The organism is Rhizocola hellebori, from assembly GCF_016862955.1.
Taxonomy (GTDB): Bacteria; Actinomycetota; Actinomycetes; order Mycobacteriales; family Micromonosporaceae; genus Rhizocola; species Rhizocola hellebori.
This window is the reverse complement of sequence record NZ_BONY01000028.1, coordinates 1-21,203: the sequence shown is the minus strand read 5'-3', so window position 1 is coordinate 21,203 and position 21,203 is coordinate 1. Positions and strand designations below refer to the sequence as shown.

The following is a 21,203-nucleotide window of genomic DNA, read 5'->3' as shown; positions in this document are numbered from 1 at the left end:
AAACTCCCCGCCCCGGCTGCGCAACAGGTCAGGCAAGCCTGGTCCAGATGGTGGTCCAATTTAGATCGTCCCAGGTGGCCCCATCGTCCCAGGAGAAGCGCTGCGCCCACCGGACCTTGTCCGCGCCGAGCAGATCCCACTCGTAGCGCACGAGGATCGGCTTGCCATGGAACTCATCCGGCCCTTCGAAGACCCCCCGGTCGCCGTCGAAGCGCCCCTCCACCGGCGCGTCAAGGACACCCGGCAGCCGTTCCGACATCCACCAGATCCGCCACGTCCGGGTGGCCGGGCTGAACAGGCGCAGGGTCGCCCCCTCAACGGCCACGCCGCCGGGGTGCATGAGCGCGGTCTCAAAGTTGCCAAGTCCATTAAGGATCGGCGCGCAATCGCAGCTGGCCTCAAACTCCACCCACTCAGTGCAGTCGCGATCGCTGACATCGGCGAGTTTGCGCACCGCACCGTGCCACCGGCCGAAGAAGAAGTTGAAGTCGTCCCGGCCGTCGGTGCTGTGTCCATCGGTGATCTGTTCGCTCATACCCGCACGCTATCCCGCTCCAGTGACACCTTCTGTCAGTGAAGTGGGACTAGTTGGACAAGCCGACGACCTCGATCACCTGACCGGATTGGTCTTTGATCTCGGTTGGCACGATCTCGATGCTGAGCATCGGGTCGATTTGGACGGTGGAGGCGCGAGCGGTGACCAGCGCGGCGCAAAGCGGGTCGACCAGGTGGGCGGGAATGGTGACATGCAACGTGTTTTGGGCGGGTTCGGTGACGTCGAGGTGGTCGCCGGGGAGGAACTGGAGCTCGCGTTGTTCGGCGTAGACGCCGAAATGACGGCCGAAGGGCAGCCGGCCGCGCAATGAGGTGGCGATGTTCGGGGCGGCCAGGGCGCCGAGCACGATAAGGGTGCCGGTTTCTGGGCGGTGCCAGTCGAGCTGGGTGGCCCAGCTGGAGGCGGAGGAGGAGCCGTCGCGTGAGATGCCCTCCGCGACGGCCTGCGCCAGCGCGGGATCGTCCAAAAGGGACTGACGGGCTGGGTCGGTGACGAGCAACGGCAGGCGCTCGCTAAGGGTTTCCAGGAGCTTCTCGGTGTTCCAGGCTTGGGCGGCCTCATACTCGGCGTCGGTCAAGCCGACCACCTGGAGGAAGGTCAGCTCGCCGTGGGGCGTGTCGATGCGGCCCAGTTCCGGGTCGGCGCAGAAGGCGATGTACCGGATCAGAGTGTTCTCGTCTTCGAGATCGATCGGCCCGTTGAGGGTCATGTGGTGACCGGCGGCGAAGTTGTTGCCCGTGGTGAACACGTAGCGGGCCAGGTTCTGCAGCAGGTTGGCGGGCCAGATCGGCGGGTCGGCGTCGGGGCGGCGCGCCACCCGGATCGTGAACTCGAATCCCCAGCCCGAAGTCTCCGCGATGTCGGATTCCTTCTCGTACAGCTCTGACATCCCGTAGCTGACGTAATGCCAATGGTCGTCACGTGAATAGACGCTCACGCCGTCAAGCGGATCCGGACCACCCAGCCGCCACTTGATGAGGGTGCCCCAGTGCAGCGGGTCCACGCCCGGATAGAGCGGCTCCAAGGCCGCGTTGATGGCGTCCCAGCCGGGATAGTCCGATCCGGCGTCAGCGTCTTGGGTCATGGCGCCGAAGCATACTCGACGTCATTTGCTCTGCGCGCGGGATCTGGAGGTGTAGCGCCAGAACAGGTAGCTCGCTATGCCCAGCGGGACCGGGAGCATCCAGGTGAAGATGCGGTACAGCAGGGCCGCGGCCAAGATCTGGCTTTCCATGTTGGCGGCGCCAAGGCCCAGGACTCCGAGCAGGATGAGCTCGGTGACACCGATGTTTCCCGGGGTGAGCGGGATGACCGCGGCGATGGTGCCCAGAGCGAAGGCGTAGAGCACCTCGGTCCAGGAGAGCAGATCAGGACCGAGTCCAACAAAGCGGACCGCGGCCAGCAGCACCACGGCATTCATCAAGGTAGCCACGAGCTGGCTCACCGTGACCGAAGGCCAGCGGTCGCGGGCCTGCGTGACAATCTGCTCGTGCGTCTTGAGCAGGCGCTCGGCTATCCGCGGTGGGGCGGGACGGCGCACGATGCGCGCCAGCAGGTGGACAAAACGTTGCAGGCGCAGGGCTATCCGCTTCGCCAGTGACTCATGCCGCAGCAACAGCCACGGGATACTGATCAATAGAGCGAAGGCAATCGATCCGAGAATGAGCCGGATAGGTGTCTGCTCATCACCGCGGCCGCTGACGAGGATGGCAGCCGTTCCCAACAGCGGCAAGGAAAGCAGCGTGACATAACGGCTCAGCCCGGCCAGCGCGACAGCCGAGGCGGACTGGCGGGCGCCGAACCCCCACGACTTGTACATGGCGAAGCGCACGGCCAGGTCGACGCCGGTCGGGACGAAGGCGGTGAGAAAGTTGGCGCACAGGGTGGCCAAGGTCCCTTTGCCCCAGGTGAGTCCGGGCAGGGTGAGCTTCGTGGCGAATCCGGCCGAGGCGATGGTGACCAGGCCCAGGCCGAGCAGGCCGATCAGCTCCCATGCCGACAACGCTTCGATGGTGGCCGCCATCTCCGCGTAGCTGGCCACGCTCGGCAGCACCCACACCGCGATGACAACCGCGCCCACCAGGCCAATCAGCCAGCCCGCGAGGTTACGCACCTGCCGTGCCGCAAGGCTCATTCCGGCATCCTAGACATCAATAGCCCCCGTCCACATTGCTCAAACCGCCAGGCGAGCTCTCACGACCAGGTCATGCAGCGCGTCATAGCCACTGGATCGCTCGGGCAGGCGACTCACGGCTGCGGCCTCCGCCAAGGCGACCCGCAATCTGGTAATGTCACCGCGCAGTAGGTCAATCGGGACAAGTGATCCCAACGGCGCATGCTCACCCTGGCGCTTGGCCTCGATCAGCTCCCCGGCGTAGGGCACCGCATAATCTGGCCATAGTTGCCGCAGGTCGGCCACGACGCTTCCGGTTCGCATCAAGTGGATGCCGGTGAGCAGAACCCGCAGGGTGTAGAGCGCGGGCTTGAGCTCGCCGTTGCGCTCGAACAGTTTCCATTGCGTGGCCGCGAATCCCAGGTAGTGATGTGAGTGGTGCTTGGTGACCAGACTCGGCCACAGCGCGACCAGCTCCTCATGCAAAGCGGAGCTGGCCACCACCAGGGGTGACAGCAGCTGCTCGGCGACATAACCGTTGTTGCGCAACAGCAGCCGGCAAAACTTCAGCAGGTCGTGGGTGACCAGATCCAGCTCGACGCCTTCACGAATCTCCATGTGCTGCAACGTCTCAGGGGCCGCACGCAGACCGACGACCTCGCTCGCGGGCAGCAGATGGACTCCGCGCAGGTCGACATCCGAGTCGATCGAGGCGAAGCCGTACAGATGGGCGCCGGAGACCGTCCCGAAGACCAGCGGAAAGCGCTGTTCGGTGGCGATCGAGCCGAGCCAGGATGGGAGGGTTTCAGAGGTGGTCACGGCGGGTCCTGACGAGAAAGTCGTTGATGGCGGCCCGGTCCGGCTCGGCGGGCAGGAGGGTGGTGGCCATGGCCTGGGCCAGGCGGGCCTCAAGCTGAGCGGCCAAGGCGCGCACCTCTTCCCAGCTCCACTCCCCGCGTTTGATGGCGAGCAGCCGATCTCTGTGTTCACTCATATCAACCAGGATTTGTCCGGTACCCAAAACATGCGCCCCGGCCATCAGCAGACGAACCATGTGCATGGCCTGCTTCCACTTGGTCTGATCCGTCTTGCGGCGAGCCGCCTCGAGGCGTTTGAACTGGTCCTGGGCGTAGCCGCCGTAGGACTGGGCGACGCCCGTGGAAAGGAACGCGTCGCGCAGGGAAAGCAGCTCGCGGCCGACGGCGGTGGGTGGCGAAGACAATGGCGACCACAGGCACTCCAGCACCGTGGGGTTGGCCTGCAAAGCCAGCTGGGAGAAGCGTTCCAGCTCCCAGGAGAACTGTTCCTCGTCCGGCCCGTCGACGTGGGTGGGCGGTTTGTCCAAGCCCCAGAACAGGTGCGTGGGGGCCAGGTACACGCCACGGCGATCGGTGTCGGAGTCGGGGCCAGCCAGCCCGTAGGCACGCGATCCCACCACGCAGGAGTAGATGGTGTGCTCGGTGACGAGCTCGTGGGCGGTGAGCATCCCGCGATACTGCCAGGTCAGCGGTCAAAAAACTTCCCGCATTGACAATGCGAAAACGCGGGCATACGTTTCGATCGCTACCGACCGGTAGTCACCTGTTGTCCCCAGGAGGCTCAAATGCGGTCGCGTTCAGCGCGTCTGTTGATTCGCTACCTAGCGGCCGGGGTCGCCATGACCTTGGCCATCAGCGTTGCCGGGGCTGCCCCGGCCGCAACCGATCCGGTACCGGGCGATCAACCGCTGCCCGGCTACACCATCACCAATCCGCCGCTCGCCCCGGCCCTGGTCAATGGCGTTCCCTCGACCGTTTACCAAGGGGTGCACGAGCACGCGGCCTACGACATCGAAGTCCCGCCGAGCTGGAACGGCGAGCTGGTGATGTGGGCGCACGGCTACCGTGGCCAGGGTTTCGTCCTCACGGTCGATCCCCCCGGGTACGGGATGCGGCAGAAACTGCTCGACCAGGGCTACGCGTGGGCGGCGTCGTCCTACTACGCCAACGGCTACGACATCAAGGCCGGGGTGGTCTCCACCAGGGGCCTGGCGGGGCTTTTCGCCAGCGTGGTCGATCGTCCACATCGGACCTTCATCGTGGGCGTCTCGATGGGCGGTCACATCATCGGCCGTTCCCTGGAACAGTATCCCGGCTTCTACGAGGGCGCGCTGCCGATGTGTGGCGTGCTCGGCGACCACGACCTGTTCGACTTCTTCCTCGATTACAACGTGGTGGCCCAGGACCTGGCCGACGTGTCGGCCTATCCCGTCCCGGCCGACTATTTGACCACGGCGGTGCCGCAGATCCAGGCCGCGCTCGGCCTGGCCGGGCTGCGCCCCGGCGGCCCGGACACCACCAACGATCTGGGCAAGCAGTTGCGCGAAATCACCATCAATCGCTCCGGCGGCCAGCGGCCGGGCGATGAGGCGGCCTTCTCGGTCTGGAAGGACTTCCTCTTCTCGATCGCGGTGCCCAACGGCGCCGGGACGGGCCTGGCCCAGGATCCGGGTCAGGTGTCGACCAACCTGTTCACCCGCTACACCCCGGCCCAGCCGGTCAACGTCAACCGCAGCGTGCAGAGGGTGCCGGCCGAAAATTGGAAGGCCCGCCTCAACCCACTGCTGACCGAGGTCCCGATCATCTTCGGGCGTCCCTCGGCGCCCGTGGTCACGCTGCACGACCTGGGCGACATGTTCGTGCCGTTCTCGATGGAGCAGGCCTACGCGCAGGACGTGGCACGCCACGGCCGCTCGGCGTCGGTGGTGCAGCGCGCTATCCGCGCCGCCCAGCACTGCGAGTTCACCCCCACCGAGGTCGGCACCGCCTGGGATGACCTGGTGCGCTGGGTGAACGGCGGCGTGCGGCCCGCGGGCGACAACGTCACCGACGCGGCGACGGTCGCGGCGGCCGATTACGGCTGCCGGTTCAGCGACCGCGCGGCTTGGACCGCCGGCGTTGGCACCCGGCGGCTTTACGCGGCCTGTCCGTAACAGGGGGTAAGCCAAGGCGGCCGGAGTCCACAATCCTCCGGCCGCCTTGGGCATAGTGGGGCATTGTCGTGGACTGCGACGGTACCTAGATTAGATCGATTTATCTATTTATCTGGTCACATCGGTCTCTACCTTTTGCGTTGTCACATTTGACTTCGATGGGAGGTAACCGAACCATGAAAAGAGCGGCCCAGATCTTCGCTAGTGCCGTGTTCGCAGGCATGCTCGCGGCGACGGCGCTGACCGCGCCGGCCGCCGCCGCGACGCGGGTGGACGGAATGAAAGCCCACGTCGCCACCCTGGCGATCAGTGCTGACAAGCCCACCGGCACGGTGCAGCTCGGCCACACCCAGGCCACCATCACCGGCCGGGCCGGCATCAACACCTTCTGCACGCTGAGCGTCGGCGCACCACGCAAGGTCCCCGGCATCGGCGGCGCGAACGTGGTCGAGACTTCAGCGATCTTCTGCGACTCTCCGGTGACCTACGCCGCCATCTGCGTCGGAACCGCCTTCGATGGAATCGTCATCGAGGGCTCCATCAATTGCGGCGACGATTTCGGCACCATGAGCCTGTTCGTCGAGACCTTCGGCGTCGCGTGTGCCACCGGGGTCACCTACCAGGGCGGCGCTTCGGGATATGTGCAGTTCCGGGACGGGTTCCCGCCGGACGCCAGCGCCGACGCCGTCGGGCAGACAGGCAGCTTCGCTGACTGCAACGTATAGGTGAAACACCCAAAGGACGGCCCCGCGCAGGGGCCGTCCTGCCTTCAGGCCGCCAAGGCCGCCAGGCGGGCGGTCACCTCCGCGGCGCGGGGGTCACCCTGCTCGGTGAAGACGGCCGCCGCGCGCCGCCAGTGCGCCGCGGCCTGCTCGGCCTGGCCGAGGGCAAGATAAGCCGCACCAAGCCCGTCCAGTGCCGGCCCTTCATCGTCGCGGCCCATGCACAGCTCCAGCGCTGTGGTGAGCGTCGCCAGGGCGGCCTGCGTGTCGCCGAGCCCGAGCTGGGCCAGGCCGACATGGACGTGCGCCTCTCCAGCCAGCGAGGGCAGGCCAAGCTCCGCCACGATGTCCAGCGAACGCTGCGCGGCGTCGCGGGCCGCCTCGTGCCGGGCCAGCCGCAGATGCACCGCGCTGATGTTGTTCCAGGTGAACGCCTGGCTGTAGGCATCATTGATGTCCTGCTGGATCTGCAGCGCCTGCTCGTGCAGGGCGAGCGCCTCGGCAGGCCGGCCCAGCTCGCGCAGGCAGATGCCGATGTTGTCGAGGTTTCGCGCCTCGGAAGCCGAAAAACCGTTGTCACGACTGATGGTGAGGGCTTTCTCCAGATAGGTGATCGCCTTCTCGTGTTCATGCCGCCGGCCGTAGCTCACCCCGATGTTGCCCAGCGCCAGCACGAGCCCGTCGATGTTGCCGCTTCGCTCCGAAAGCTCGTGGGCCTCGGTGTAGTGGACGAGGGCCTCGTCGTGGCGGCCCAGCTCCTCGGCGACGCGGCCAAGGTTGTTGCGGATCACGGCTTCCCGGGCCACGTGACCCAGTTTCTGGGAAGCCACCAGCGCCTTGTTGAAGTAGCGCAGCGCCTCGTCGAAGCGGCTGCTCTTGGCGTTGAGCACGGCCAGCACGTTGGCCGAGGAGCACTCTCCCTGCAGGTCTCCGCTGTCGGCGAAAAGCTTGAGCGCCATGGCAATCTGCTCGGACCCACCGGTGAAGTCGCCCAGGCTTCCCTGGGCCATCCCGAGCCCGAGCCGGGCCACCGCCTCGGCCACGTCATCAAGCCGCTCGCTGGCGCGCAGCGCGATGGTGTGCAGGCCCAGCGCCTCCCGCAGCCGGCCCGCGCGGTCGAGGTAGCCCCCCAGCGTGTCGGAGAGGTGCTGAGCATGTTCGGGCGAAGCGCCGTCGGCGGCGAACGCGGCCACCTCAAGCAGGTTCGGCACCTCGGTCTCCAGCCAGCGCCTGGCGCGCTGCGCGTCGCGGATGTGCGCGAAATCGGTGCGCACCACCGGCAGGCGGGAGCTCTCAAACCCTTGGGACAGCAGGCGCACCGCCCCGATGGACGCGCCCAGATAGTGGTCCAGCAACCGGATTGTCGCGTCGGCTCGGGCCTGCTCGGGCTCGTCGGCGGCCACTGTCGCCGCCGCGTAGTCGCGCAGCAGGTCGTGAAAGCGGTAGCGGTCAAGGCTTTGCTGCAGCAGAAGGTGCGCGTCTACGAGATCTTCTAAGAGCCGTTCGGTCTCCAGAAAGGGCAGGCCGGCCAGATCCGCGGCCGCGTAGACGTCGATGTCACCCCCGGGGTGCAGGCCCATCAGCCGAAATAATCGCTGCTGCCCCGGCGACAGATGACGATGCGACAGGGCGAAGGCGGCCGCCACCCCCTGGTCGTCGCCATCGAGCAGGGCGAGACGGCGATGCTCGTCGCCGAGACGCTCGGCCAGATGTGCCAGTGTCCACATAGGACGATGGCGCAACCGCGCCGCCACGATCCCGATGGCCAGCGGAAGATAGCCGCACAACCGCACCACTTCGGCCACCCCGGCCGGGTCGCCGTCCGTGCGTTGCGGGCCGGCGCTTCGCGTGAACAAGGCGATCGCGTCGGCTTCGCTGAGCACATCGAGCGACAGGGTCCTCACCCCGTCCAGGTCGACCAGCCTGCGGCGGCTCGTAATCAGTACCAGACAACCTGAAGAGCCAGGCAAAAGCGGCCTGACTTGGGCCGTGTCGGCCGCGTTGTCAAGCACGACAAGGGTTCTGCGCCCGGCCAGTTTCGCGCGCCACTGTGACGCCTTCTCGTCGACGTCTTTGGCTATTTCTTCGTCGGGTACCCCGGCCGCGCGCAACAGGATGTCCAGCGCCGCCCCGGGCGCAAGCGGGCTGTGCCCCGGCGTGAATCCATGCAGGTCAACAAAAAGCTGGCCATCGCGGAAGCGCTCGGTCAGCTGATGCGCCGCGTGCACGGCCAGGGCCGTCTTGCCCACCCCCGCCATGCCGTCGATGGCGTGGATGACCACCGTGTTCGCTTCGTCGACCATGGCCGACAGCAGGGCCAGCTCGTCACCGCGCCCGGTGAACGTGGCGACATCGCGTGGCAGGTCGTTGCGCGCCACCTGCGCCGGCGGCTGATAGTCGAGGGCGGGATCACCGTCCGCGATCTGCTCGGAGAGCCGGTGCAGCTCCGAGCCCGGGGTCACCCGCAGCTCCACCCGCAGCACCTCACCGAAGTGCCGGTACCGGGTCAGCGCGTCGGCGCGCCGGCCACACCGGTGCAGCGCCAGCATCAGCAGCCCGGTCAGCGGCTCGGCGTAACGGTAGCGCCCGGCCAGAGCGGTCAGCTCGTCGACAAGCTCGTCATGGTGACCGAGGTCGAGTTTGGCCGACGCCCATTCGACCACGGCCGCCAGCCGTTTCTCCTCAAGCTTTGTCACCGCGAGCGCGGCGGTGTGCCCGCCGACACCGGCCAGGGCCGGACCTCGCCACAGCGCCAGCCCGGCTTGCAGCGCCTCAACGGCGCCTACCAGGTCACCGGCGCGCCGCAGCCGAGCGGCTTGCGCCACATGCTCTTCGAATCGGCCCACGTCCACCGCACGGGGCTCTATCCGCAGCAGATAGCCAGGACCGTCGGCCATCAGCACCGCCGCGATCGGCGTCTGGCGCAACGCGGAAACCGCGTTCTGCACCTGCCGCCGCGCCGTTTCCGGAGGCTCTTCCTCCCACACCGCATCGACCAGCTCTTCGATCGACAACACCCGGCCTGGCTCCATCGCCAGTGCCGCCAGCACCCTGCGGTGCTTCGGGCCGCCGACGTCGACGCGCTCGTCGCCGGCCCAGACCTCAAGCGGACCCAACAGCCCAAATTCCACGCCGACGACCGTACACGGGACAGGCGAGCACACCCGGAGGAGGACCGAGGACGAAACGAGGACGGCACAAGCGAGGCTAGGAAACGCTTGCGGCGGCTGTCACGGGGGCAGCCCGCCGTCGCCACGGCCCACAGGGAAGTGCGGGCGGCCCGGCCGAAGCCGGGCCGCCCTGTCCTTGACCGCGCTCGGCGGCTTTCCACGGCCAAGGAGTTTTATTTCCCCGTTAGGGGTAGTTGGTCACCTTGCTTGGAACGGTGGCGGTGCCCTGAGCCGGGCCGCCGGTGGTATTGATGACATTGGTGATGACCCCGTTGCCACCAAGCGAAACCGTCAGGACGCTGTGGAATCGCACCCCGGCCGTGTTGGGCACTTCGAAGCCGCGGGCCGCCACTATCGACGGATTGACGTTGAAGTAGCAGTAGCTGCCCAGACCCCAGGCCTCATGGGTGGTCACCGAATCGGCCACCTTGTATGCGGCGTAACCGTTGGTGCCGGTGCGCCAGGCCGCCTGGGTCGGTGGGTCGTAGGGCATCTCGTTCTGGAAGAAGATGGTCTTCCCGCCCTGGCCGTTCCAGATCACCTGGTACTTCTGGTAGTGCTCGACGAACAGGCCGAGCGCGGTGACATTGTTGCCGTTGACGATCAGGCCGGTGTCGGCCGTGTTGACCGTCCAGCCGATGCCACTGCCGTGGTCAGCGCGCCACGCCCAGATGTGGTCGATCAGGGTGTTGTTGCTGTTGACTTCCAGGCTGACCGTTGCCTTGCCCGCGGTCGCGCCGCCGATGCGGAAGAACACGTCGTGCAGCGAGGTCGGGTTGGCGGCGTGGGTGGCCGAGGAGCCGGCCGGGCCGACACGCAGCAGCACCGGCGAGTTGGTGGGACCGGCGTCGAAGAGGATGCCGCCGATTTTCACACCGTCTACATCGGACACCTGCATGGGAACTACCCCATTTTGTGGTATCAGGGTGGCGTAGCCGAGCCCGAGAACCACCGTGTTGGCGCGGGTGACGTTGATGGTCTGGTTGATGTTGTAGATGCCCGGCGTGAAGAGCAGGTTCAGCCCTTGCGCCAGAGCGGCGTTCATCGTGGCGGCCGAGTCGGTGGGCCTGGCCACGAAGAACTGGCTCAGCGGAATCGACGTCCCGGCGGTGGCGCCGCCCGCCCACGTGGTACCCGACGAGTTGGTCCGGGTCCCGGGCACGAAGACCCGGTAGGCACCGCCCGCATCGACGTACATGTAAGGCTTCTCGCGGCTGACCGGGGTGGTGGCGAGCGTCGTGTAGACCGGGTCGGGGAAGGCGTTCGCCGGTGCGCCCTGCACCCCGGAGAACGTCATGTTCCACACGCCGTTGAGCCATCCGCCGATCTGACTGTCACGCGTGTACCACTGTTGCTGCGAGTAGGGCTGAGCAGTCCCACTGACCCGGGTGTCGGAGATGTAACCGCCACTGGCCCAGCCGAACCCGTTCGGGGCGAGGTTGAGGTCACCGTGGATGTCCATCCGCCGGAACGGCGCGGCCTGCGAGACGGCCCATCGGGTGAAGCCGGCCGACGGGAAGATCGACAGGTTCTCGGCGGAACGCCAGAAGTTCTGCGTCGCGTTGCCGCCGAACCAGCCCGCGTCCACGGTCACGTCACCGTTGATGCGCACGTCGCCCGGGTTCTGGCCCAGACCTGAGATCGAGGTGTAGAAGCCGATTTGCGCGTTGAAGCCGCTGTAGGTACCCGGCCGGAAGAAGATCTGATAGCGCTGCGGGCCGAACTGGTTGGACTCCATCTGGCTGAAGATGGTGTTGACCTGGCTCTGGATCGTCGCGCCCGACATCGACGGGTCGAACACGATCACGTTCGGGCCCAGCGGGCCGCCGCCGGGAATGGTCCCGGTCGGGGTGGGACTCGGCGTGGGGCTCGAGGTGGGTCCGGTGGTGGGGGCAGTGCCCGTGCGCACCTGGAACTCAAATAGCGAGTAGCCGAATGCGGTGGCCCGCGCGGTGCCGTTCATCCGCACGAAGCGGCCCGTGCCGGCCACGTTGAGGGTTTGCGTGCCACCGGTGGAAGTCGTGGTGGTGTAGATGTTCGTCCACGGTCCGGTCGCCGAGTCACCGACCTGGATCTGGTAGGCAGTCGCGTAGGCGGCTTCCCATTGCAGGACCACTTGGCAGACCGAGCTCGAGGCGCCGAGGTCGACCTGAATCCATTGCGGGTCGGTGAAAAGGCTCGACCAGCGGGTGGCGGCGCTGCCGTCGGTCGCGTTGGTGGCGACGAAGGCACCCTCCACAGAGGACGCGGTGGTGGGCTTGCCCTGCGCGGCGTTGGCGGTTGAGCACCCGCCGCCCGAGCCGGTCTCGCCGTAGACCTGGAACTCGAACAGCGAATAGCCGTAGGCCGTGGCGCGGGCGGTGCCGTTCATCCGCACGTAGCGGCCGCTGCCGGTGACCGTGAGGGTCTGCACCCCACCGGTTCCGGTGGTGGTCGAGTACACGTTGGTCCACGGCCCGGTCGCGCTGCCCGAGACCTGAATCTGGAAGGCGGTCGCGTAGGCCGGCTCCCAGCGCAGGATCACCTGCGACAGCGCGGCTGTCTCGCCGAGGTCGACCTGAATCCACTGTGGATCGCTGAACGCGCTCGACCAGCGCGTGGCGTTGTTGCCGTCGGTGGCGTTGGCGGCCGGGAATCCGGCGTTCTCAACCGACGAGGCGGTAGTCGGCTTGCCCTGCGAGAGCAGGGTTGGCGCCGCACTGGCGGGGAATGTCGAGCTGACCACGAGGTACCCGGCCAAGAGCAGCATGGCGGCCAAAGCCGCCGCGACCGCATGACCGAGCCGGCGGCGCCCGGCCGGTAGAAGAGCGAGATGCATGTCATCTCCATGTCACTTAGGCGCGAGGCACCGCGTGCATCACCACGCGGACCTGCAGGGACGGCATCCGGGCCATAGAGGGTTATGGCCCGGATGAAGGGTTCGGTGAGCGCTCTCCGAAACAGAGATTCGCGCCCCGAAGAGAGCGTGTCAAGACACTTGCCACGCCATGTTTCGCACGCGTTAATGCGATCTTGGGGCAGATACACGCTGGCCAGCGATTTGTTGTCGGAGGCAGCAATGGCATATTTAGATCAAACAAAATATTTTTACGATCTTCGAGAGAACGCTCTCCAAAGAATGTTTACCGGGCCGAGCTAGTCGGCGGCGGCCGGGGACAGCTGGCCGTGACGCTCGGCGAGGAAGGAGCTGAGCACGTTGGCGACCCGGTGCGGTGCTTCCAGGTGCGGCAGGTGGCCGACCCGGTCCAGAACGACCAGCCGGGCGTGCGGGATGAGGCGGGCCAGGACACCGGCCAGCTTGACGTTGAGCACACGGTCCTGTTCGCCCCAGAGGACCAGGGTGGGCATGGTGAGTCTGCGGGCCAGGGAACGCAGCGAGGTGCGGCCGGGCAGGTGACCGCGCAGCAGTTCGAAGATGAGCCCGCGATAGCTGCGCGCCTCGGCGACCGGCCGCCACGGCAGCGACATCGCCTGGCGAAGCTCGTCAACCTCGGCCTGCACTCGGGTCCACGGGATAGCTCCGGGGTCGGCGCAACAGCGGGCGAGCGACTGGGCCACCAGCTCCTCCGGGTCGGTGCTGGCCACCATGCGCCGCAGGGCTCGTGCCCCACCGAGGAAGAGCTTGACGCCGCTGAGGGACAGGTGCGAGGACCATCTTGGGTTGAGAAAAGGTACGGCCGGGCTGATCAGCGTCAGCGTGCGAACGAGTTCGGGCCGCAGCGCGGCCAGATGCAGAGCGACCGTTCCGCCGTAGGAGTTGCCGATGAGGTGCACCGGGCCGCCCGCGGCGCTCACCACGCCGGCCAGCGCGGCCGCGGTCTGGGCCAGGCCGTAGCTGCGGGTGGGCTCGCTGCGGCCGAAGCCCGGCAGATCGACGGCCATCCCGTCGAGCCGGCTCGACAGCAGATCGGCCAGGTCGGCCCAATTGGTGGAGGAGCCGCCGTGGCCGTGTACGTATACGGCCGGCTCAGCGTCGGGACTCAGGGCCGGCGTCCGTCTAATATGGACGGCGTTGTCGTTGACGCGGATGGAACGGCTATACGAGGCGCCAGCCGGGAAAGTGTCCATTCTTGACTCCCACCGAGTGATCCTTTGCCCCGATGGGTTACCCGCCGCGCGGTCGCGTTTAACACCGGCGAGGCGGGGGTAGTCTGCCCGTGATCCGACAGTCCAGACCGTCGAAAGCCCAGCTCAGCCGTGGGACAATGCGATCATGGGTGTGGATTTGGGTGCGGTGGAACTGTATTGCGGGCCGACCATCCTAGGTGGACCCGACGACCTCGATGCGGTGATCCGCGAATTCCTTGGCGGCGCCAAGGAAACCCTCATGATCGCGGTTCAGGAGCTCGACTCCCGCCCGATCGCCGAGGCCATCATCGCGGCCAAGCGGCGGGGAGTGCGAGTCCAGCTCATTTTGGAGGGCGATTATCTGGTACAGGAAAAGCCGCTGACGGATCCATGGGCGGCCGGCGGCGACAACGAGGTCAATCGGGAGATCCACTCGGCGCTGCTGCGCGCGGGGGTCGACGTCATCACCGACCTCAACCCGGCCATCTTCCACCAGAAGTTTGCCATCCGCGACCCGGGAACGCCGTCCGCGGCCGTGCTCACCGGCTCGGCCAACTTCACGCAGACCGACACCGGCACCAATCCGGTCACCGGCCCGGCGAATCTGCGCGGGAACAACCTCAACCATCTGGTCGTCCTGCGTGGACAGCAGATCGCCAGTCAGTACGTGACCGAGTTCGCCAGCATGCGCTCGGGCACGTTTGGCGAACTGAACGAGAGAGTCCAAGCCCGGCCCATGGAAAGGAACCTTGCCAAGATCCGGGTCAAGCCACTCTTCGCGCCGCAGCACGGCCCCGAGATGGAAATCATGAAACAAATGCTCAAATCAACGTCTAGCGTGGACTTCGCGATGTTCACCTTCGCCCAGTCCTCCGGCATCGACGACACGATGATCCGGCTCGTCGGCTCCATCCCGCGCATGCGCGGCGTGCTCGACCGGATGCAGGGCTCGCAGAAGTGGGCCGCGACCCAGCCGTTGAAGGCGGCAGGAGTTGCGCTCTTCGAGAACAAACCGGGAACCGGAGTCCGCAAGATCCATCACAAACTGATGGTGATCGATGAGCGTGTCACCATCGTGGGCAGCTTCAACTACACTGCGCCGGGCACCACACTCAACGACGAGAACATCATTGTGCTGGGCGATCTGGCCGAGACCAATCCTGAGGCCGAGGCCGCCCAGCAACAGCTGGCCGCTTTCGCCCTGGCCGAAATCGAGCGCATCATTGCGCAACACTGTCAGCCGGTCTAGTGTCGCTCCAATTCCCGACAGAGATCACCCGCGCGTCTTACCAAGGTGCTACAGAATTTCCCTTCTAAGATCCGGCTCTAGGCGGAATACCTATCGTCGGGCGCGTGTTATCAGGGCGCACCAAAGGAGGGATATAGATGGCATCAACCACAGACTACGACGCACCACGCTCGCCGATAGCCGGCGACGACAGTCTCGAGGAGCTTCAGGCTCGGCGTGCCTCAACACAATCGGCCACCGTCGACATCGACGAGCTGGATCTCGCGGAGAACTTTGAACTCCCGGGCGCAGAACAGCTCGACGAGGAGCTGACGATGACCGTGGTCCCCATGCAGGCCGACGAGTTCCGTTGCTCGCGCTGTTTCCTGGTTCAGCACCGGAACCAGCGCGCGTCAGCGGAGTCCACCGTGTGCCGGGACTGCTCGTAACTCAGCGCTCGACAGCTTCCCGCAGAGCGCTGAGCACCTGTGCCCAGTTCTCCTCGGAATGCTGCCGCTCCTGCTCGCTCGCCGCGTTGGTCTGCACGATGGTCACCCGAGTACCACCAGATTCGGGTGCCAACTTGAAGGTCACGGTGTGGTAGTTCTCCGGCACGTCAGGCTGGCCGGTGAGCGGGCTGAAGTGGGTGAACCGCAGCGTCTGCGCAGGCGTGTTCTCGAGCACTTCACCTTTGTCCTCGAATGATTTGCCCTGCCACTGTCCGCTGAAAGTGATCGGGCTTCCGGGCTGCCAGTCGGTGTCGACCTTTGCGCCGAAGAAGGCCTTGCTGACCGTTTCCGGGTCACTGAGCGCGGCCCAGACCGCGGACGGTTCAGCCTTGATGATCAAGCTGCTCGTTGCGGTGAAGGTTTGTGCCATTCTTCGGTGTTACCCGCCACACCTCGGCTCGAATCAGGCTTGAGTCGCCGGACCGAAGTCGAGCGTGCGCACACACTCCAGGTAGAGCGTGTAAGCCGTGACGGTGTAACGCGGCACCGCGAAGCCGACCGGCGGCAGCAGAGTGATCTGCTCGTGGCTCAGCAGCTCGCCGGACAGGTCGTAGACAAGCACGTCTCTTACCGACCCACCGGGGCCGGGCCGGCTGTCCACGCTGATCGCGAAGCCCGGGCGTCCGGCGCGATCGGTGGTCTTGCCGCGCCATCGGATGCCCTCGACATCGGCCAGCGCCAGCAGGGCCGCCGCTCGCTGCCGAGCGCCGAGGTAATGGAACTGGGCGAAGGCCGCGACGGCACGCAGGGTTGCCTGAGGCCCGTTGCTGGCCGGCTCTTGGCTTTCCAGTTGGCGTTCGAGGGTGGCCACGTCGGCCGCGGGCCTGTCGACCAATAGCGAGTAGCTGCCGCTGGGATGGTGAACCACCTCGGTGGCCGCGGTGTTGGGCGGCCCGAGCAGCCATTGGGCAGCCTGTTTACCCGACGGCTGGGCCGGCAGCTTGGTGTGAGCGGTGACCGCCGCCAGGTCGGGGCGCCACCACAGCCGCTCGTCGGAGGCGAACAGCTCCAGCGCCGGGCTCGTGGTGTCGATCGTCCAGCGCTGAAGGTGGACATAGGTGTTGGGCCGGTCGACGCCTGCGTCCAAAGTGGTCAGAGCGGCCGCGGTCGAGGTGAGCCAGGCACGCGCCGAGGGCGGGGAGTCGCTGGTGTCCATGGTCAGCGGGGCGGGCGCGGCCACGGCCGGGCTGGCGGCGAGGGTGACCGTGAAGACGACCGCCCCGATCGCGACGGCCAGCGCGACGCCCGCCGTGGCCAGGGTCATCATCCGTCTGCGGGTCATCAGGGCACGCTGATGCCACAACCACCACACGCGTGGGCCGTGGTGTCTTTGCTCGGCGCGCCGTCGAAGCTCGGCAGCCGTCACGGTCATGGGCGGAACCTCGATGTCGCGCAACGGATCGAGGAGTTCCCACGCACGCCGTACCAAATAGTCATCTTTGTTATCAAAGTCGGTGGTCATGGCTAGCCTTTCGCGTCGGGATCCCAGTCGGGCGGCAGGAGTGCCCGGGCCCGGCCCAGCGCACGTGACACCCGCTTGCGGACTGTCACCGTGCTGAGGTCGAGTCTGAGCGCGATCTGCTCATCGGTCAGGCCTTCGTAGAACCGGTAATCGATGATGAGTCTGTCCTTTTCGGACAGTTTTTCCAGTGCCTTGCGCAGGTCCAGATGGTCGGTCTGATCGGCCGCCGGTGCGGCGTAACGCATCGGGATCTCCACCGCGCTCAGCTCAACTGTCGGGCGCCTGCGCTGGTAGCGGCGGTAGTTCTCCAGGTGCAGGCCGGCTGTGACGTAGAGCCATCGGATCGGATCCTCGGTCAGGTCATGACGCTTGAGCCACGCGGTCAGGAAGGTCTCTTGAAGGAGCTCCTCGGCCGTATGAACGTCGCCGTTGAGCTTGCGTGCCAACATTCTTTTGATCGCCTCGGAATGTCTCTGGACCAGCGCGTCGTGCCACGCTTCGTCGCGCGCCTCCTCGCTAGGCAAAGATGGTCTCCAATCCCAACAGCGGCTGACCTGTGACTATCCACTTACTTTGGGTGCGTATTCATCGATGACATGTCTGCCAACGCCGGAACTGTGACATGCCGGGTACGAAGTCGCCCGGCCGGGCGTCCGCTCTCCCGATGGGGGTGGCGGCGACCAAGCGGCCGGGCGGTGTGTGGGTGATCAGCAGAAGCGGTAGACGTGATCGGCCATATTGCGGTACGGCGCGACGTCGTTGTCAGTGCGCGAGCTCGTGCTGATGGTGAACAGCGTGTAGTCGAGTGAGTGATCCGGTTCCGTCCAGTGGTTGATGAAGGACACGCTTCCCGACGACATGTTGTAGTGAACCGATTCGGTGCGGTCCTGCCAGCCCCACCAGGACAGGTCTTGCCAGCCGCAGCTGGAAAGCTTGCCACGCGGGTAACCGAAATTGACCTGATCGTAGAAGCAGAACCAGCCCGACGGACAGTCGGCCGCCGCAATGCCCATTCCCGCAGTCACAAAGGTCATGACGAACTTGCCGTTGGCGTAGCTAATCTCAGTAGCGTTGATTTGCGTGCCGCCGGGATAAGCTGCCAGGTAAGCGTTGATCTGCGCCTGCACTGGCGTGGTTGAGGGCGGGGCAGCGGCCGACGGCATCGCCAGGGCGATCACCATCAGAGCTGAGGCCATCGCCGCCAGCACACCAGCGTGGCGCGATCGGGTGTTCATTGGTTCCTCCGTTCATCGTGGGGAGTTCGAATGCGCGCGCGTGGCCTGTCAAGGTAGGTGCCTTCCAGGCTTCTTGCACTAGCCGTTCGGAAAGATGACGACGAGTGAATCATTGTCATTCATATTCACTAAGTTCACTCACTCGATCGTATCGATCAACCCTCCCTGATCAGGGCCGCAATAGGATCGATCAGAAACGTCTTTCAGCTGGTCACAGCAAGGTCCTCGACAGACATTTGATTCATGAACGCTGTCGGGCGCGTTCGGCGAAAGCCCTCAGCGAGCTGAAAGAGGAGGTCCATTGACACGTCAGCATGGCCTGGTCCGGCGGTGGCCGGCATTGGCAGCGCTGCTGCTGACCAGCCTGCTAGCAGGACCTCGGGGTCCGGTCGCCGTGCCGGCGGCCTCAGCGGCGATGCCGGGTCCCTCGCCGCTGGCCATCCCGGTGGGCAGACCGGCCCGAGAACCATTGCGCGAGATACATGCAGGGCTTGTGAAAACGGGGGAAGCTCCTGTGTTGGGCCGCTATCTCCATACGCGGCAACAGATCTGGTCCGCTATCGACACTCCGGAGGCTACCGGCGGCGTGACGCAAGAGGTGCAACGGTGGCGGGCCACCGATCGGTCAGCGCATGAGCTGCGGGTTACGTTGCCGTCGCCATCGTCGGCCGCGCCAATCATTCGCGACTTCGCGCCGGGAACCTACCCGCTGGACTTCGTGCGACCGTCGTCCCTGCCCGAGATCCTGGCTGGGCAGCTCGCACGGGCGGGCAACCGGCTCCCCGGCCCGGAGCACTATCTGAGGGCGATCTCCAATATGTTCAAGAACCACTGCCTTGACAACGCTCAGCGCGCTGCGGTGGTACAGATCCTCACCGACACCGACGGGCTGGAGTTTCACGGGGTAGTCGTCGACCGGGCGGGCCGAGCCGGCGTGGCGGTAAGCGCCACCAGCCCGAGCCCGGTGGCCGGCGGCGAGCTTCGCGATGTGCTCTTGTTCAACCCGCAGACCGGCGATCTGCTCAGCCATGAGCAGGTGCTGCAGGTCAGCAGGCCGGGTTCGGCAGTCCGCCAGGCGGCCGTCTACTCCTACGTGCTCTACCTAGCCTGCGACTACACCGACCAAAGACCTTCTTCTTAAGACGGTGAGGCCGGTTTCTCCCACCGGCCTCACCGTCACACCCTGTCGCTACGAGGCGAAGCGCTCCGCGAAGGCCGCATAGGTCGCGCTCTGCGGGCTCGGTTCGTAGATGGCGAAAACGATGTGGTCAAACGTGTTCACCGCGGCCAAGGCGGCGGCGAAGGCGTGTGCCACGGTGGCTGGATCGTTGCGGAACACGCCGCAGCCCCACGCGCCAAGCACCAAGCGGCGATGCCCGTGCGCCGCCGCCACCCGCAGGACCCGTGCGCAGCGCCGCTGCAACACCTCGGGCACGCTGGCGGCGAACTCCGGCTGGTTCAGCTCGATCGCTCCCAGGTTGGGCGCGGCCGCGGTCAGAAAACTCGTGCAAAATGGCTCAGCGATAAGGTTTCCCGCGTCGTCTCGGATAACCGGCACGTTCGGCGAGTAGATGACACGGTCGCTGTAACGCAGATCCGGGTTGTTGCGGTGGAAGGCGTAGAACTCGTGGGCCTGGCTCAGGCAGGCGTAGAGCGCCGACGAGCGCGCCACGCTCTCCTCCTGCGCCTGCGCGCCGGTCAGGAAACCGCCGCCGGGCTTGCGCGCCGAGGCGAACACCAGCGCCGCCGCCGCAGGGCCCATCCGCTGCGCCGCCGCCAGCGTCGACTCCCGGGTCACCTCGATCAGGGGCGCGGCATTGACCTCACCCGGAGCGGTCAATGGCTCCTCCGGCAGGTAAAGCCTTGTCCCGGTCACGGCCTGCGCCACACCCGGCACCTCGACCGTCCCGGCTTGCCGATGCTGGTAGCGGCCCGCCTGCACCACCGCGACCGTCTCCTCGGCGATGGCCTGCAGCCGCGCCCTCACATCAGCCCCGCAAGCCTGTACAGCACAAGCGAACCGGCCACCGCCACATTCAGGCTCGCCCCGGTGCCCACCATCGGAATCTCCACCGCCACATCCACCAGTTCCATCGCGTCGGCCGGGATGCCGGTCTGCTCGTGCCCGAGCACCGCCACCGTGCGGCGCCTGGCCACCGGCAGATCCGCCAGCCGGATCGCCTCGTCCGCCAATTCGACACCCACTATATGGGTACCGGACAATCGCTCGTTTTCCAGAAACCGCAACGGATTGCCCACTCGGTGCAGGCATGAGCGATGGCGCAGGGTGTTACCTCTGGCCAGCGCTTCGTCCACCCAGCCGAAAGGAGGCACCGCCAAACACGCGCCCACCGCATCACAGGTGCGCAACAGCGTGCCCAGATTCGCGCCATGCATCGGCCACAGCGGCGCCGCAATGAGGTGACCCCAACAGGAGTGAGCCCGTCTGCGCCGCGCCTTGCTGATCTCTCGACGCGACTTGACCCGGGCGGCCGTGCTCAACACACCGGGGTGCGCACACCCCGCATCTCATCATCCATTTCCACGCGTGCTTCGCGGCGCACGCCAACCATCGCCGGTTCTGCCTTTCGGATCAGTATGGTGCGGCAGACGCATGTGTCAAGCGGGATTCTGGCTCTCGAAGGCGCTCAACGCTTCCCGGTCGAACAGCACGAAGCGCACCTCGGCCACCCGGGTGCTCGCCGACCGGACCGCTTGCAGCGCAATCTCTGCGGCGCTCGCCATCGGCCAGCCATAGATACCGGTGGAGATCGCCGGGAATGCCACCGTTTGCGCGCCCAACTCGTCGGCGATGCGCAAGGACTGATGGTGGCACGAGGCCAGCAGCTCGGAACGATCGTCGGTGGCACTGTAGACGGGACCGACGGTGTGGATGACCCAGCGCGCGGGCAGGTTGCCCGCGGTCGTCGCCACCGCCTGTCCGGTGGCGAGTCCCTTGCCATAGTGCGAAGCCCGCAGCTTGCGGCACTCCTCCAGGATCGCCGGGCCGCCCTTGCGGTGGATCGCCCCATCGACGCCGCCGCCACCCAGCAGCGAGGAGTTGGCCGCGTTGACGATCGCGTCGACCTGCTGTTGGGTGATGTCCCCTAGCACAAGGCTGATCCGCACCCCACCATTGTGCCCGGCGGCTCAACGCTTCCCGCAGACA

General features: G+C 66.3%; 20 protein-coding genes. 5 read left to right on the top strand and 15 right to left on the bottom strand.

Going from position 1 to position 21,203, the window contains the following annotated elements; genetic code table 11:
- Positions 1-28 precede the first annotated feature (28 nt).
- Genes Rhe02_RS22820 through Rhe02_RS22800 form a run of 5 tightly spaced genes read right to left on the bottom strand, consistent with a single transcriptional unit; the run spans position 29 to position 4,155 of the window.
- Positions 29-535, bottom strand: a complete 507-nt coding sequence (locus Rhe02_RS22820; protein WP_203910355.1) for a hypothetical protein — start codon at positions 533-535, stop codon at positions 29-31.
- A 49-nt stretch (positions 536-584) separates the two neighbouring features.
- Positions 585-1,640 (bottom strand): suppressor of fused domain protein, encoded by a 1,056-nt coding sequence (locus Rhe02_RS22815; protein ID WP_203910354.1) that lies wholly within the window; start codon positions 1,638-1,640, stop codon positions 585-587.
- Between the two features lie 21 nt (positions 1,641-1,661).
- A complete protein-coding gene (locus tag Rhe02_RS22810; protein WP_203910353.1) occupies positions 1,662-2,690 on the bottom strand; it encodes a lysylphosphatidylglycerol synthase transmembrane domain-containing protein in 1,029 nt (342 codons plus the stop codon).
- Positions 2,691-2,729: 39 nt separating this feature from the next.
- Complete coding sequence (locus Rhe02_RS22805; protein ID WP_239123993.1) at positions 2,730-3,488, bottom strand: nucleotidyltransferase domain-containing protein; 759 nt, start codon at positions 3,486-3,488, stop codon at positions 2,730-2,732.
- On the bottom strand, positions 3,475-4,155 hold the full coding sequence (locus Rhe02_RS22800) for a nucleotidyltransferase domain-containing protein (protein ID WP_203910352.1): 681 nt from the start codon (positions 4,153-4,155) through the stop codon (positions 3,475-3,477). Before Rhe02_RS22800 ends, Rhe02_RS22805 begins: the two co-directional genes overlap by 14 nt.
- A 117-nt stretch (positions 4,156-4,272) precedes the next feature.
- On the opposite strand from Rhe02_RS22800, the gene Rhe02_RS22795 reads away from it, so the two are divergent.
- Together Rhe02_RS22795 and Rhe02_RS22790 are read left to right on the top strand one after the other, a co-directional pair.
- Positions 4,273-5,640 carry an alpha/beta hydrolase family protein gene (locus Rhe02_RS22795; RefSeq protein ID WP_203910351.1) on the top strand — a complete coding sequence of 456 codons (1,368 nt, stop codon included), beginning with the start codon at positions 4,273-4,275 and terminating at the stop codon, positions 5,638-5,640.
- 176 nt (positions 5,641-5,816) lie between these two features.
- Positions 5,817-6,365 carry a hypothetical protein gene (locus tag Rhe02_RS22790; protein ID WP_203910350.1) on the top strand — a complete coding sequence of 183 codons (549 nt, stop codon included), beginning with the start codon at positions 5,817-5,819 and terminating at the stop codon, positions 6,363-6,365.
- Between the two features lie 44 nt (positions 6,366-6,409).
- Here the strand turns inward: Rhe02_RS22790 and Rhe02_RS22785 are convergent, their stop codons facing one another.
- The 3 genes from Rhe02_RS22785 to Rhe02_RS22775 all read right to left on the bottom strand — a co-directional run bounded on the left by Rhe02_RS22785 (position 6,410) and on the right by Rhe02_RS22775 (position 13,600).
- Entirely contained in the window at positions 6,410-9,493 is a 3,084-nt protein-coding gene (locus Rhe02_RS22785) for an AfsR/SARP family transcriptional regulator (protein ID WP_203910349.1), read from the bottom strand.
- A 223-nt stretch (positions 9,494-9,716) separates the two neighbouring features.
- The gene (locus tag Rhe02_RS22780) at positions 9,717-12,350 is read right to left on the bottom strand and encodes a discoidin domain-containing protein (RefSeq protein ID WP_203910348.1); all 2,634 of its coding nucleotides are present in this window, start codon (positions 12,348-12,350) and stop codon (positions 9,717-9,719) included.
- A gap of 317 nt (positions 12,351-12,667) precedes the next feature.
- A complete protein-coding gene (locus Rhe02_RS22775; RefSeq protein WP_203910347.1) occupies positions 12,668-13,600 on the bottom strand; it encodes an alpha/beta fold hydrolase in 933 nt (310 codons plus the stop codon).
- 145 nt (positions 13,601-13,745) lie between these two features.
- On the opposite strand from Rhe02_RS22775, the gene Rhe02_RS22770 reads away from it, so the two are divergent.
- Both Rhe02_RS22770 and Rhe02_RS22765 read left to right on the top strand, forming a co-directional pair.
- Positions 13,746-14,849 carry a phospholipase D-like domain-containing protein gene (locus Rhe02_RS22770; protein WP_203910346.1) on the top strand — a complete coding sequence of 368 codons (1,104 nt, stop codon included), beginning with the start codon at positions 13,746-13,748 and terminating at the stop codon, positions 14,847-14,849.
- Between the two features lie 137 nt (positions 14,850-14,986).
- Positions 14,987-15,277 (top strand): DUF4193 domain-containing protein, encoded by a 291-nt coding sequence (locus Rhe02_RS22765; RefSeq protein ID WP_203910345.1) that lies wholly within the window; start codon positions 14,987-14,989, stop codon positions 15,275-15,277.
- Position 15,278: 1 nt separating this feature from the next.
- Here the strand turns inward: Rhe02_RS22765 and Rhe02_RS22760 are convergent, their stop codons facing one another.
- The 4 genes from Rhe02_RS22760 to Rhe02_RS22745 all read right to left on the bottom strand — a co-directional run bounded on the left by Rhe02_RS22760 (position 15,279) and on the right by Rhe02_RS22745 (position 18,034).
- Positions 15,279-15,707, bottom strand: a complete 429-nt coding sequence (locus Rhe02_RS22760) for an SRPBCC family protein (RefSeq protein WP_203910344.1) — start codon at positions 15,705-15,707, stop codon at positions 15,279-15,281.
- A 33-nt stretch (positions 15,708-15,740) separates the two neighbouring features.
- Positions 15,741-16,799 carry a hypothetical protein gene (locus Rhe02_RS22755; protein WP_203910343.1) on the bottom strand — a complete coding sequence of 353 codons (1,059 nt, stop codon included), beginning with the start codon at positions 16,797-16,799 and terminating at the stop codon, positions 15,741-15,743.
- A gap of 2 nt (positions 16,800-16,801) precedes the next feature.
- Positions 16,802-17,323, bottom strand: a complete 522-nt coding sequence (locus Rhe02_RS22750) for an RNA polymerase sigma factor (RefSeq protein ID WP_203910342.1) — start codon at positions 17,321-17,323, stop codon at positions 16,802-16,804.
- Positions 17,324-17,506: 183 nt separating this feature from the next.
- Positions 17,507-18,034, bottom strand: coding sequence for a peptidase inhibitor family I36 protein (locus Rhe02_RS22745; protein ID WP_203910341.1), 528 nt, complete (start codon positions 18,032-18,034; stop codon positions 17,507-17,509).
- 586 nt (positions 18,035-18,620) lie between these two features.
- On the opposite strand from Rhe02_RS22745, the gene Rhe02_RS22740 reads away from it, so the two are divergent.
- Positions 18,621-19,175 carry a hypothetical protein gene (locus Rhe02_RS22740; RefSeq protein ID WP_203910340.1) on the top strand — a complete coding sequence of 185 codons (555 nt, stop codon included), beginning with the start codon at positions 18,621-18,623 and terminating at the stop codon, positions 19,173-19,175.
- Between the two features lie 48 nt (positions 19,176-19,223).
- Here Rhe02_RS22740 and Rhe02_RS22735 read toward each other — a convergent pair whose 3' ends face one another.
- The 3 genes from Rhe02_RS22735 to Rhe02_RS22725 all read right to left on the bottom strand — a co-directional run bounded on the left by Rhe02_RS22735 (position 19,224) and on the right by Rhe02_RS22725 (position 21,163).
- Entirely contained in the window at positions 19,224-20,021 is a 798-nt protein-coding gene (locus Rhe02_RS22735) for a TIGR02452 family protein (protein WP_203910339.1), read from the bottom strand.
- Entirely contained in the window at positions 20,018-20,431 is a 414-nt protein-coding gene (locus Rhe02_RS22730) for a TrmH family RNA methyltransferase (protein ID WP_203910338.1), read from the bottom strand. Before Rhe02_RS22730 ends, Rhe02_RS22735 begins: the two co-directional genes overlap by 4 nt.
- A 222-nt stretch (positions 20,432-20,653) precedes the next feature.
- Entirely contained in the window at positions 20,654-21,163 is a 510-nt protein-coding gene (locus Rhe02_RS22725) for an O-acetyl-ADP-ribose deacetylase (protein ID WP_203910337.1), read from the bottom strand.
- Positions 21,164-21,203: the final 40 nt, after the last annotated feature.

Bases quoted from the DNA above. Each gene is read 5' to 3' on its own strand.
- Rhe02_RS22820 (WP_203910355.1), bottom strand. From the start codon at position 535: ATGAGCGAACAGATCACCGATGGACACAGCACCGACGGCCGGGACGAC.
- Rhe02_RS22815 (WP_203910354.1), bottom strand. From the start codon at position 1,640: ATGACCCAAGACGCTGACGCCGGATCGGACTATCCCGGCTGGGACGCC.
- Rhe02_RS22810 (WP_203910353.1), bottom strand. From the start codon at position 2,690: ATGAGCCTTGCGGCACGGCAGGTGCGTAACCTCGCGGGCTGGCTGATT.
- Rhe02_RS22800 (WP_203910352.1), bottom strand. From the start codon at position 4,155: ATGCTCACCGCCCACGAGCTCGTCACCGAGCACACCATCTACTCCTGC.
- Rhe02_RS22795 (WP_203910351.1), top strand. From the start codon at position 4,273: ATGCGGTCGCGTTCAGCGCGTCTGTTGATTCGCTACCTAGCGGCCGGG.
- Rhe02_RS22790 (WP_203910350.1), top strand. From the start codon at position 5,817: ATGAAAAGAGCGGCCCAGATCTTCGCTAGTGCCGTGTTCGCAGGCATG.
- Rhe02_RS22780 (WP_203910348.1), bottom strand. From the start codon at position 12,350: ATGCATCTCGCTCTTCTACCGGCCGGGCGCCGCCGGCTCGGTCATGCG.
- Rhe02_RS22775 (WP_203910347.1), bottom strand. From the start codon at position 13,600: ATGGACACTTTCCCGGCTGGCGCCTCGTATAGCCGTTCCATCCGCGTC.
- Rhe02_RS22770 (WP_203910346.1), top strand. From the start codon at position 13,746: ATGGGTGTGGATTTGGGTGCGGTGGAACTGTATTGCGGGCCGACCATC.
- Rhe02_RS22765 (WP_203910345.1), top strand. From the start codon at position 14,987: ATGGCATCAACCACAGACTACGACGCACCACGCTCGCCGATAGCCGGC.
- Rhe02_RS22760 (WP_203910344.1), bottom strand. From the start codon at position 15,707: ATGGCACAAACCTTCACCGCAACGAGCAGCTTGATCATCAAGGCTGAA.
- Rhe02_RS22755 (WP_203910343.1), bottom strand. From the start codon at position 16,799: ATGACCACCGACTTTGATAACAAAGATGACTATTTGGTACGGCGTGCG.
- Rhe02_RS22745 (WP_203910341.1), bottom strand. From the start codon at position 18,034: ATGAACACCCGATCGCGCCACGCTGGTGTGCTGGCGGCGATGGCCTCA.
- Rhe02_RS22730 (WP_203910338.1), bottom strand. From the start codon at position 20,431: ATGCATGGCGCGAATCTGGGCACGCTGTTGCGCACCTGTGATGCGGTG.